This window comes from Ornithinibacillus liuyingii (assembly GCF_055550225.1).
In genome coordinates this window covers 18531-31003 of record NZ_JBPWOS010000002.1, presented here as the reverse complement: position 1 = coordinate 31003, position 12473 = coordinate 18531, and the positions used below count along the sequence as shown (strand labels likewise).

Here is a 12473-nt window from a genome sequence, read left to right as displayed (position 1 = left end):
AGACCCTTTTCGATAATCCTAAATTTGTCGGGACGAGCCTATCCCAGTGTCCCTGCTTGCATAAACGCGATACAAAGATAAGGCTAAAACAGATAATATTATACCAGTAAGGTAAGGCAATCCAATTGCTACGGAATATAAAACTCCACCGATAACCGGACCAATAATTCTCCCCAAGGAGTCGAATGAAGATAAGTAACCCGTCGCCATCCCATGTCCCATATTCGATTTCTTTGTTAGTAATGAAGAAACACTCGGTCTAATAACCCCATTACCGACTCCGAATATTGCAAGAAATATGGCAGCTGTAGTAAAGTTTTCAATAAATAAAAGGAGTCCAAAGCCAACCGCAGAGACGATAATCCCGGCTTGTATAATAGTAGCTTCACCATATTGTTTAGTCAGTTTCCCCATTGATCCCTGAACAGTTGCACTGGCAAGTCCCATTATCATAAAAATATAACCTAATGATACACTATCTAATCCTGCCTTTTCTGCCGCAAAATAGGCAAATGTTGCTTCTAGCCCGGATAAAGATACCGAAATAACGAATTGAAGGAAGTATAACATTGCCATAGACCCACCAAGAACATTCCCCCATGATAGGTTAGATCGCCTACTCCGCTTGTTAGAGCTAATCCGTAAAGATTCTTGTAGGGTAAAATATACGAAAAGTAACGTAATAAATGACACCGTACCAGCAATATAAAACGGGGTGTGCAAATGAATTTCTGCAAAAATCCCACCGATTGCCGGGCCAAAGATAAACCCAAGCCCAGTAGCAGCCCCGATAATTCCCATACCTTTACTACGCTCTGCTTCAGACGTAATATCAGCAACATATGCCATTATAGTAGGCATGTTTGCTGCAGATAAGATTCCCCCTATTATCCTTGCTAGAAACAGCATCCAAATTTGAGTGGAAAGAGCCAAAATAAAAAAGGAAAGGGACAGACCAAATATCCCAATCATGATGACCGGTTTGCGGCCAATACGATCCGATAATTTCCCCCACATCGGCGCAAATATAAATTGCATGAGTGAATATACAGCCATCAATAATCCAAGCTGAGTAGGTGTTGCGCCTAGTTCCTCTGCATAAAACGGGAGGACTGGAATAATAATTCCAAAACCAACCATCACAAGAAACATCGTTAAAAACAAAATCGGTAGTACTTTATTTAGCTTCAATCTAATTCCACCCTTGGGTAAGAGAACGTGGATAACGTAGCATCCTTTTTTCTCTATATCGTTATTTAATCCATCTATCGTTAGTATACCATCCGTCTCTCTTCCCAATCATGTCGAAATTAGTACTCCTGTGATCCTATTTTGTATTTCTCAAAAAAGAGAGACTACCAAATCATGGTAGTCTCCTATTTAAATAGCTTACAGAGCTTCTTTTATCAATCGCTTATAGTAGACAACGGAAAGAATGCCAAAGATGGAGTAAAGTAATGTATAAAGCACCATTACGATAATCATTGGAACCCACAATTCCGTACCAAACCAGAACCAGCCTGATTTCACTGCAAAGTAGCTATGGCTTAGTCCTACTAGGAGCGGTATACCAAAATTAAACAGTTGCTTTATCTTAATTCCATTTAGCAAATCTGTTTTGGTAAAGCCTAATTTTCTAAGAATCGTATAGGTTGATTTCTCTTGTTCGCCCTCATCCATTTGTTTGAAATAAAGGATACAGCCAGAAGTGATTAAAAAGGTTAACCCAAGAAAAGCAACTACAAACATAATTAGCCCCATATTCTGCTTCTGATTATTAAAGGTCTCTAATAGTGACTCATGACCTGCCCATTCACCGATTGAAGACTGAAAGATCTCATTTGCCTTTTCAATATCACTCTTATTATCGATATCAATACCTATTGAAACCGTAAATTCCTTCATAATCTCAGGATCTATATCATCACTTAATTGTTGAAAGACTTTGTCATCAACGACCGTAATAGGAAATCCTCCGTCCCCAACGCGTAATGGGATAACAAATTTATCCTTCATCACCTTGTTTAGATTCAAGTCATACGAAACTGTTTTTCCAGAAACCGTCATATCACCAGTTTGGAAGGACATAAATGTATCGATAGCCGATTGAACCCCAATAAATGCTGCTTCATTCTCCTTAACATCTAAATCTTCAATATCTTTATCTGACACAATAATAATTGGTATTTGACCATCGTCTACAATTGTAGACATATCTGTTAAATTCGTATCGACAACATTGGATAAGTCTGCATTCGCAGCTACCATCTTAATTGTTTTTTGATGATAAGCAATCTGACTTTCTTCTAATAAAGCAGTAAACTCATCTGCATTCTCCTCATTTGGAACCGAGAAGTCATACACAACAGATTCTTCCGCTATTTTTTCTGCTGAATAATAGGATATATACGATAAAGATAGTAACCCAATAGCTAGTGCTGATACTGTCGTTATAACGGTTAACAACAGCGAGTTCGACTTCATCCGGAACATGATAGATGATAACGATAGAACCTTGTTGACTGATAAGTACCCATTATCCTTCTTCCGAATAAGATTGAATAGAAAGCGAACAGATCCCTTATAAAAGAAATAAGTTCCGATAATAACCGAACCAAGGATAACTAACATAACTAGAAACATTTGATTTATCGCAGTAAATTGTCCATCGAATAGCTTAGTAGACAAATAATAACCGAATATAATCAACGCAAGCCCAAATATTCCGACTAAGATTTCAAAAAAGGATACTTTATGCTTTTTCTCTTCAGATGTTGATGTCGTATGGAATAACGATAAAATCCGTTGCCGTTTAATGTACCAACCGTTAAAAATCATAATAACGACATAAATAGCGGCAAATACGATTACAGTTTGAATCAGGGCTTCTGTTGAGAATTGAAGTTGTGCCACTTCATTAACGCCGATAGTTTTTAGTAGAATCATCATAATGAGTTTAGAAGAAGTAAAGCCTAGAAATATCCCTAGAGCTAGGGAACCAAAGTACAAAGCGAAACTTTCTAATCCAACAATCCAAAAAACATTTCTCTTTGTTAACCCAACTAATTGAAATAAGCCAATTTCTTTTCCTCTTCGCTTAATAAAAAGATTATTAGCGTATACCAGAAAAACGGTAACAATCATAATTAGTAATACAGAAGCAGTCCTTATTGCTGCTTCTCCTTTAATAGATCCTTTAGTCGCATCCATCGCTGGGTCATATTGAAGAGTAACAAAAGCAAAATATAAGGATACACTAAACACAAGTGCAAATACATATAGGTAATAGTTTTTCATGTTCTTTAGTAAATTACGAAAGATGAGAGATTTAAAGCTCATGCTGTACCCCACCTAACACACCTTGTGTCTTAATAATATCTTGAAAGAAATCCTGCCTACTTTCTTCCCCACGACTTAATTTCGTGAACACTTGACCATCCTTTATAAAAATGACACGACTACAGTAGCTAGCTGCTAAGGGATCATGGGTAACCATCACAATGGTAGCCTCTAGCTTCGCATTTAAATCACTTAATTTATTCAATAAATCTGATGCCGATTTTGAATCGAGTGCCCCGGTGGGTTCATCTGCGAAAATGATACTAGGCTGATGAACAAAGGCACGAGCTGCTGAAGTTCTCTGCTTCTGACCACCAGAAATTTGGTTTGGATATTTATCCTTCATATCATAAATACCTAACTCCTTTGTGACCCGTTCAAACATTTGCTGTGCTTCCTTTTTCGGAATTTTATTAACGGTTAGTGGTAACATAATATTTTCTTTAACCGTTAACGTATCTAATAAATGATAATCTTGAAAGACAAAGCCTAGATGACGTTTTCGAAATTCTGCTAGTGCCTTATCCTTCATTCGCGTAAATTCCTTGCCTTCTACACGAATCGAGCCCTGTGTGACACGATCAATGGATGAAAGGACATTTAGTAGGGTCGTTTTACCAGAACCGGAAGGCCCCATAATACCGACAAATTCCCCCTTCTCCACATCCAAATCAATTCCTTTCAATACCTCTTGTCGATTCCACTTATTTCCGTATGTTTTGACTATATTTTTCGCTTCTAAAATACTCATCCATATCAATCCTTTCTTTATAGGATTATCATAATAAAAAATTCTAGTATATTCCTTCGAATCATCTAACAAAATAGCAAAGCATGTGACATTGTTGTCACATGCTTGTTATTTTAATAAAATCATTCTTTCTTGGAAAGGTTAATTGAAACAATGTTCCTTGCCCATATTCGGATTGTACATGAATATGTATCTTAAGGGGCATAGCTACTTTTTTCGTTAAGTATAGGCCCATTCCAGTTGCATTCTGGTCCTTATGGTCACGTGTAGAGGTAAAGCCTTTTTCGAAAATACGAGGAATGTCTCTAGCTTCAATTCCACGACCTTCGTCTTGGATTTCTACTACTGTTCTTCCATGTTGTTCATAGCTACGTACCATAATATCCGAATTCTTACTATACTTTACTGCATTGGTTAAAATCTGACGTAATATAAAAGGAAGCCACTTGGCATCGGATAATACTTCTGTGACATCTAATTCTACTTCAAAGCCAACGCCTTTTTGAAAACACCACGATTTTAATGATTGAATTTCTTGAATGACTAGTTTCTCTAAATCTAATTGCTCTATATAAAGATCGTTCTCCATGGATGCGATACGACGCTTGTGCAATTGTTGATCCAATAATAGATGAATTCGAAGCCATTCATACATCAGCTGTTCCCTTAAGGCCCTATCTTCCATTCTTTCTATCATTAATTTCATCGTTGTTAAGGGGGTTTTTACTTCATGAATCCAAGTTAGTAATTCATCCTTTTCCTGTTCAACATCTATAGTTAGCTGGTTCAAATCCTGCTTGCAAGTGTCTACCTGCTGTTTGATAGCTTTTTCTACAATCTGTTCTAAGGGTGTACTTCCTTCCCCTATCATTTTAATATCAACATTAGGATTCCATTCATTCAGCCGTTTGTAAAATGATACTTCCCTTCCATACTGCATGACAAGAAACAATAGAAAGAGAACAAAGGATAGAAAGACAATATATAGAATAGAACTAACATGAATAGATGTGTCCACATAAGCAATGACAAGGAATAAACCTTGTAACAAGCAAAAGAATAGTATCCAACTTCTTCTCTCAAGTAAGTATTTTTTAATCATCCATTTCGTTCCTATCTTTAGCCATATATCCTTGCCCTACCTTTGTTTCTATATATTGTCCCATCGCTATTTCTTCTAATCTCTTCCGTAATCGATTAACATTAACTGTTAACGTATTATCACTCACAAATCGTTCATCATCCCATAATTGCCTTATAAGTTCATCCCTACTCACAATTTGATTCATATTTTCTAACAAAATTTTTAAAATATATATCTCATTTTTCGTCAATTCAACCTCACCATGGTTATTTTGGATGGAGCCCTTTATGTAATCAACCGTTGCACCGTTCCATACTTTTAGTTGGGTCTGTTGCTCCATGCTATAATTGTATACCCGTCTTAATACTGCCTGGATTTTTGCAATTAATACATCAAAGTGAAACGGCTTTTGTACAAAGTCATCCGCTCCCAGCTGCATGGACATAATCATATCGGTGGGGTGATCTCGAGATGACAGAAAAATAATAGGGACCTTCGAGTGAGAACGGATCATTCGACACCAATGGAACCCATCAAACTTTGGTAATTGAATATCAATAATGACTAAATCAGGCTTTATCTCGCTGTAATCACGCATGACGTCATTAAAATCCTGGATACCATATACATCATAGGACCACTGTACTAGACGTTCTTTGATTTCTTTAAACAATGTAACATCATCTTCAATTAGTAAGATTTTAAACAACATGACCACCATTTCTACTTATTTATTACCGTTATTTTATATCAAAACGAGATACTGTGCTATTAATAGTATCGGTTAGCGGTAGTTATGTAACTACCTTAAGAAACAGTTTCACCAAATAGTAAAAAAACTCAACGTATAGAAACTTCCTACAGTTGAGTTTTTTTACTTTCATATCCATCAAAACTATAATGCGAAAAAGCAGACCATCCATGGTATACTTTTACATTTTTTTCTTCAAATTTGCATTCATCGATTTTTCAACTTTTTTGAAATACAGGTAGTATCCAGTCCAATTCAACGTATAAATACCTATGAATATGAAAGAGGTCAATAGAATTGGAAATAAACGTAACGGAACCCAGCCAGCAGACAACGCAATGATTAAATATACAATAATCGAAACCGTAAAATGTACGATGGTTTGTATTAACATGCTCCAACCATTGTCACTAAATATCAGGGAGGACAATCCGAAATAGATTCCAAGCACGAAAGTACAAAGCATATAGAGCCATATTTGCGATACGGAGGTATTAGTGTCTGTAAAATTAACAATGGTTATGGCAATAAACGTAATAATACCACCAAAGGCGATTCCATAAATACTTCTCCTAATCCCTTCCATTATCATCTGATTTCCCTCCCATATTTAATCTATTCTTGATTGGTAGTACATACTTTCTCGTAATATACTCCTTATTTCCGGATTCAAAATACACACAGAGATTCCCATTAAAGGATAATTCAAACCGCTCAATTTGATTTAGGTTGCCGATAACGGATTTAGAAAAACGCATAAAGTTATAGGAAGCTAAATTCTCTTCTATTTCATAAAGCTTCATCCTAATTTCAACATGCTTCTTTCCAAGACAAGCAAAGACCTTTCTTTTTTCGGCATATACAAAATCAATTGCTTTTGGATCTAGTAATACGGTTTGGTCCGCTTCTATCCCAAACAACCGCCTACCATTTTTCCCCTTTATGAGAGCCACAATTTCCTCCAATTCCTCCGACCATTCATTTGTCTGTATCGTGATGGACGGCTCAGTATGCTTATCATCAATATCAATGTTGACCTTCAACCTTAACATCCCCCTGCATGGATTACCCCTTTGCCCGTTTTAATACTATTGGGAAACATAAAATCGCTATAACAAATCCAACTATCCCAACTCCAACTAAGATTAATGACGCCTGAATAAATTCCCCTGTTTGTAGTGTACCAGTCATTGCATCTTGAAATGCTTGATGAGCCCAATATTGTGGTAAGAAACGACTTAGTATTTGTAAGAAGTCTGGCATCATACCCACTGGTACCCATAACCCTCCAAGTAATGCTCCACCTAATGCAATAACCTGTGTCAGGGCAATCCCCATATTATTAGTCTTCACCACTACAGCAAGTAAAAGTCCTAGTCCTGTCACCATGAAGGTTAAAGCAATAGCCAATATGCTTAATTGTACTGGTTGCTCCAGTGGAACATCATATACTAGTTTTCCGAACAATAGTAAAATTGCTATCTGTATACTCACAATATACATGTATGGTATCCATTTGCCTAGTAAATACAAGTATGGTGATAGTGGTGTACTCGAAATCCTTGCTATCATTCCCATATTTCGATCTTTGATAAATGATTCCGTCATGGAAATCATAATAAAAAATACAAACATCACGGTATATCCCGGAACAATAGAAATAATCACTTGCTTACTTTCCACTTCTTCTGTTCCCGAAGTAAATACCGAAATAAATAGTACAGTAAATACTATCGGCAATATCAGCGCCCAGAATAATAGTCCCCTATCCTGAAGATTTTTCTTCATTTCCAACTTAACAACAGCATTCATATCCCTATCCCCTTTCCTCTCCTATTAATCTCTTAACTTTGAGCCTGTTAAGGAAAAAAACACATCCTCCAACCGTGGCTTAACTAATTCCAAACGTTCTAGCTCTGTATTGTTCTTTTTAATAAAAGCAAGGACCTTCTCCATTACAAGTATAGGATTATCCGAACTGACTAAGTATCCATCTTCCTTGCTTTGTACAGAACCATATTTACTAATATCCTCAGGCAAACAATTATTCCCTTTTACATATACAGAAGGGGTTACATGCTTTTTTAATATCGTATCAATGTGATCATTTTCCACTATACGCCCATGATCCATGAATCCTGCTACCTCACATACGTTCTCGATTTCTTCCATATAGTGGCTAGCATAAATGATGGTACTACCAGCTTCTTTCATCCGTTCTATCATTTGAAAAATGTATCTACGCGATTGAGGGTCAACACCTACAGTTGGCTCATCCATAATAATTAAATTTGGCTTATGCATGATTCCACAACCAATATTTAGACGTCGTTTCATTCCTCCAGAGAAAGACTGCACCTTATCCTTCCCTCGCTCTTTTAGTCCAATCTCCGTTAAAACTTCATTTGTACGTTTTTTTAACGTTTTGCCTTTTAAACCATAGAGCTCTCCAAAGAAATATAAATTATCTCGAGCGGATAGTGTCTCTTCAAGAGCAATATCTTGTGGTACATACCCTACACGAATCTTTTCATTCGTAAATTGAATCGTTCCTTTATAATCTTGAATAACGGAAGCAATAATTTTCATTAATGTGGATTTCCCAGCTCCGTTTGGTCCGACTAACCCGTAGCAAATTCCTTTAGGTATATCCAAGGTAACATTTGATAATGCAGTTTTCTTCCCATAATACTTCTCTACATTGTTCACCATTAACAATGTAAACACCTTCCTTTCCTTCTTTGATTCATTATGGCAAACAATAAGTTTGAAAAGAGTACTATTGGAACAACATGTAGATTTTGGTGATTGACATTGGAGAAAAATAAACATAAAAAACTCACAGCCTAGTTAATTTAACAGCGCCGTGAGTTCTCATTACTATGCTATTGATTTAATTCCTGACCATTTTACCCCTGTAAACTGGAATTCTCCTGCCTTTACTCTGCTTCTAGTTATTTAATAAATCTTGATATAACGCCGTAACAGCCTCAGTTAAAATACCTTCATTATAAAAATGATTTACATAGACTTCGATCATCATTTCGTTTTCATCTGTCATCTTCACTTTAGCTAACACATGATTGATCAGATCCCGTAATGCTTCTGGATTAGCATACATCGTATTCCAGGCTTGTACTTGCCGTTCTATATCGCTACCCAATACAGCTGACTCTATTTCATCAAATGGCAATGGTTCCTCATAACGATGCTGAATTTCTTCATCGTTATCGGTATAAATATACCCTTTTGTAGCTTCATTATCATAGGTATACTGCTTACCTCCAACCGTTACCACTACCTGTTCATTATCTATTTCTATCGCTCCCCCCTCTATCTCAATCCCCTCAGATAGAGAGGTAATGTTACATTCTATGTGAGGTGTGATGAACCAATACGAATGGTCTTGATCCAGCATAGCAATATATTCTAATAGCGTAATCTCTTCTAGCTTTTCTTCCTCACCCAAGTGTCTATATTCCTTTGGACGATAATAGTATTCCGCTTCCATATTCTCCATCGTAATTGTCCACTCTGCTTGTGGGGAATCAAATAATGCACGGAATGCAAACCCTTCACCTCTCTTTTGAAGCTCATAATAAATAAGCCATTGCTCCACCTTTATAGATGTGTCAGACACTTCACTTTTAACTCCTTCAAATACCAGATGAATCAGTGATTTCGTCGAAAAACCACCGTCTGTATTCAAATAAAGATGAATTGTTTCACCTTCTCGTACTATTCGTTCGATTACCGTATCATGCAGACTTTCTTCCAGAACCGCCTGGACTGAATTGGAAAGAGACGTAATAGCCTGCTCGGTATTTTCGGAAGCTGCATCTAATATATCCTCAAATTCCTTATCCGCTTCTTGCATCCATTGTAAATAATCCATTCTTACCGCTTTCGACAATGTTGGTTGGTTTAAGCTTCCATCTAATACATAAGGAATGAAACGACTAGGAAGAATATCCAGCAATTCTTCCTTTACTTCTTCCAACTCCTCTCTTAAACTAGCAGCGAAATCCTCCCCTTCCTCTTTCGCTTCACGTATTACAATCTCCCACTCATCATCCGATTCATGAATAGGAAGCAAATTACACTTTTCAAATCTTTCCCTTGCCTCTTTAGATACATTCCACATTCGATTTCCCCCTGTCGATGTTAAGCTTTTACTAAACTATACCTTTTAGACCACACTAAGTACAAGTGTGTTACCGAGCTAGTTACTTAAAAAGAAAAGTCAGCTCTCGGTATTCACCAAGAAACTGACTTTAGCATCCTGTCAGGACTAGCAACTGGTCTCATTATCCCAGCTACTTTGATTTATGATACATTTTACTAATTTGCTTAAACGGAAAATAGTTTAAAACATCGAACTTACCTTTGTTTGCTTGTTTAGAGTCCTTTATATGTTCGAAGTTACGTGCATGTTCACATAGCTCCAATTGACTATTAATTTCTGCTTCATCTTCAAGTCGTGCGACATAATAATATTTCCCAGTAGAATCCTGTTCTCTTGCTTTTACATTATCTGCTAACATGAGATACATCCACTCTAAAACCCGTTGTTTTAAATGTTTCTTTAATATAGGGAATAATATCTCAATTCGTTTTTCCATATTTCGTGTCATCATATCTGCTGACGAAGAATAGACCTTCTGTTCCCCATTATGGTGAAAATAATAAATTCGCGTATGTTCCAAAAATGGACCAACAATACTACGAACTTTTATATTTTCACTTACATTGGCAATTCCCGGACGGAGACAACAAATGCCTCTTACAATTAAATCTACCTTAATCCCAGCATTGGATGCTTCATATAATTTTCTAATTAAATCTTTATCCGATAAGGAATTCATCTTTGCCATAATATGCCCATTACCAAATTGCTTATGATAGGCAATCTCTTCATCAATTAATTGAACAAATTTCTCTCGAATATCAAATGGCGACATAACTAAATGATGGTAATCAGGCTTGTCCATATATCCACTTAAGTAATTAAAAAAGTTGGTAGCATCAATACCAATTTCCTTATTTGCCGTAAGAAGTCCAAGATCGGTATACGTTCTTGCTGTTGCATCGTTATAGTTCCCTGTTCCAAGATGAACAAATCGTTCTATTTGGTTTTTCTTCCGACGAACAATTAATGTAATCTTACTATGTGTCTTCAGATGGGTTATCCCATAAATCACGTGACAACCAGCCTTTTCTAATTCTTTTGCCCATTGCACATTATTCTTTTCATCAAATCTAGCCTTTAATTCTACTAAAACCGTAACCTGCTTACCATTCTCCGCAGCCCGTTCTAAGCTTTTAATGATTGGAGAATTTCCACTAACACGGTACAGTGTCTGCTTAATAGCTAATACATCAGGGTCGTCCGCTGCTTGCGAAACAAAATCTACAACCGGCTCAAAAGACTCATAAGGATGATGCAGTAAAAGGTCCTCTTCTAAAATAGCCTCGAACAATTCCTTATCCCCGCGTAAATCTTGGGGAGGCTGCGGAATATACGATGGATCCGTTAAATGCTCATGAGTGGATTTAATCGTCTTATAGAATGCAAAAAGAAATGTTAAATCAAGTGGTGCCTTGACGAAATAGACATCTTTTTTATCAATCTCCAATTCTTCTATAAGATAATCAATAACTTGTTGGTCATAGAAATGATCCTGAACCTCTAGCCGGACTGCTGCTCCACGTTTCCGTTTCTTTAACTCTTCTTCTATTTCCTGTAATAAATCCTCAGCACCATCTTCATGTATCGTCAAATCAGCATTTCTTGTAATTCGAAATGCTGTAACCGACACTACCTGATACCCAACAAATAATTTATGTATAAAATGCGAAATTACTTGTTCCAATAGGACAAAAGATCTTACTCCATTTTGATTGGGCAGTTCAATGTAACGGTCGATGACAGAAGGTACTTGCACAATCGCTAAGCGTTCTGTTTCCATCTTATCCTTCTGCTTATCTACAATGGTGATAGCTAGGTTAAGAGACTTATTTAACAACATCGGAAATGGTCGATAAGCGTCAACCGCCATTGGCGTTAGCACAGGAAAAATATGCTCATTAAACTGTTGTTCTAAAAATTCTATTTCCATTTTCGACAATTCTTCAATGGAAACAAAAGAAATCTGTTCTTTAGCCAATAATGGTGTTAATAACGTTAAATAGGTCTCATCCTGCTCAGAAATTAACCCATGACAAACCTTTGAGATTGCTTCTAGCTGTTCCATGGGAGTTAATCCCGCTTTATTTTCAGGACGATTATAACCAGCCTTCACTTGATCTAGAAGTCCTGCTACACGAACCATAAAGAACTCGTCCAAGTTAGAACTAAAAATAGCCATAAATTTAAGTCTTTCGAGAAGTGCATTCCGATCATCTAACGCTTCTTCTAATACTCGATAATTAAAATTCAACCAACTCAACTCTCGATTATTATAATAGGAAGGATTATCTAGGTTGATCGTTTTTTCTGCAACTTCCATTTCGCACATCTCCTTTTATGACACGTATATCCAAATTAT

11 protein-coding genes are annotated in these 12473 nt (G+C 36.6%); all 11 read right to left on the bottom strand.

Features of this window, described 5'->3' with window-relative positions:
• Positions 1-18 precede the first annotated feature (18 nt).
• The gene (locus ACSKT4_RS03020; RefSeq protein WP_186870791.1) at positions 19-1191 is read right to left on the bottom strand and encodes an MFS transporter; all 1173 of its coding nucleotides are present in this window, start codon (positions 1189-1191) and stop codon (positions 19-21) included.
• A 198-nt stretch (positions 1192-1389) separates the two neighbouring features.
• Positions 1390-3339, bottom strand: a complete 1950-nt coding sequence (locus ACSKT4_RS03015; RefSeq protein ID WP_186870790.1) for an FtsX-like permease family protein — start codon at positions 3337-3339, stop codon at positions 1390-1392.
• Positions 3329-4090 carry an ABC transporter ATP-binding protein gene (locus ACSKT4_RS03010; protein ID WP_186870789.1) on the bottom strand — a complete coding sequence of 254 codons (762 nt, stop codon included), beginning with the start codon at positions 4088-4090 and terminating at the stop codon, positions 3329-3331. The genes ACSKT4_RS03015 and ACSKT4_RS03010 overlap by 11 nt, the downstream gene beginning before the upstream one ends.
• A 97-nt stretch (positions 4091-4187) precedes the next feature.
• Positions 4188-5192, bottom strand: a complete 1005-nt coding sequence (locus ACSKT4_RS03005) for a sensor histidine kinase (RefSeq protein WP_186870788.1) — start codon at positions 5190-5192, stop codon at positions 4188-4190.
• Positions 5185-5883, bottom strand: a complete 699-nt coding sequence (locus ACSKT4_RS03000) for a response regulator transcription factor (RefSeq protein WP_186870872.1) — start codon at positions 5881-5883, stop codon at positions 5185-5187. The genes ACSKT4_RS03005 and ACSKT4_RS03000 overlap by 8 nt, the downstream gene beginning before the upstream one ends.
• Before the next feature lie 223 nt (positions 5884-6106).
• On the bottom strand, positions 6107-6517 hold the full coding sequence (locus ACSKT4_RS02995) for a DUF3021 domain-containing protein (protein WP_186870787.1): 411 nt from the start codon (positions 6515-6517) through the stop codon (positions 6107-6109).
• On the bottom strand, positions 6498-6968 hold the full coding sequence (locus ACSKT4_RS02990; RefSeq protein ID WP_186870786.1) for a LytTR family DNA-binding domain-containing protein: 471 nt from the start codon (positions 6966-6968) through the stop codon (positions 6498-6500). The genes ACSKT4_RS02995 and ACSKT4_RS02990 overlap by 20 nt, the downstream gene beginning before the upstream one ends.
• Before the next feature lie 22 nt (positions 6969-6990).
• Positions 6991-7737, bottom strand: a complete 747-nt coding sequence (locus ACSKT4_RS02985) for an ABC transporter permease (protein ID WP_186870785.1) — start codon at positions 7735-7737, stop codon at positions 6991-6993.
• A gap of 24 nt (positions 7738-7761) precedes the next feature.
• Entirely contained in the window at positions 7762-8643 is an 882-nt protein-coding gene (locus ACSKT4_RS02980; RefSeq protein ID WP_186870871.1) for an ABC transporter ATP-binding protein, read from the bottom strand.
• A 232-nt stretch (positions 8644-8875) separates the two neighbouring features.
• Positions 8876-10069 carry a DUF4085 family protein gene (locus tag ACSKT4_RS02975; protein WP_186870784.1) on the bottom strand — a complete coding sequence of 398 codons (1194 nt, stop codon included), beginning with the start codon at positions 10067-10069 and terminating at the stop codon, positions 8876-8878.
• Between the two features lie 172 nt (positions 10070-10241).
• Positions 10242-12434 carry an RNA degradosome polyphosphate kinase gene (locus ACSKT4_RS02970; protein ID WP_186870783.1) on the bottom strand — a complete coding sequence of 731 codons (2193 nt, stop codon included), beginning with the start codon at positions 12432-12434 and terminating at the stop codon, positions 10242-10244.
• Between the last annotated feature and the right edge of the window lie 39 nt (positions 12435-12473).

What these genes read in the sequence shown, in the direction of transcription:
- ACSKT4_RS03015 (WP_186870790.1), bottom strand. Translation starts at nt 3,339, where the DNA reads ATGAGCTTTAAATCTCTCATCTTTCGTAATTTACTAAAGAACATGAAA.
- ACSKT4_RS03010 (WP_186870789.1), bottom strand. Translation starts at nt 4,090, where the DNA reads ATGAGTATTTTAGAAGCGAAAAATATAGTCAAAACATACGGAAATAAG.
- ACSKT4_RS03005 (WP_186870788.1), bottom strand. Translation starts at nt 5,192, where the DNA reads ATGATTAAAAAATACTTACTTGAGAGAAGAAGTTGGATACTATTCTTT.
- ACSKT4_RS02995 (WP_186870787.1), bottom strand. Translation starts at nt 6,517, where the DNA reads ATGATAATGGAAGGGATTAGGAGAAGTATTTATGGAATCGCCTTTGGT.
- ACSKT4_RS02985 (WP_186870785.1), bottom strand. Translation starts at nt 7,737, where the DNA reads ATGAATGCTGTTGTTAAGTTGGAAATGAAGAAAAATCTTCAGGATAGG.
- ACSKT4_RS02975 (WP_186870784.1), bottom strand. Translation starts at nt 10,069, where the DNA reads ATGTGGAATGTATCTAAAGAGGCAAGGGAAAGATTTGAAAAGTGTAAT.
- ACSKT4_RS02970 (WP_186870783.1), bottom strand. Translation starts at nt 12,434, where the DNA reads ATGGAAGTTGCAGAAAAAACGATCAACCTAGATAATCCTTCCTATTAT.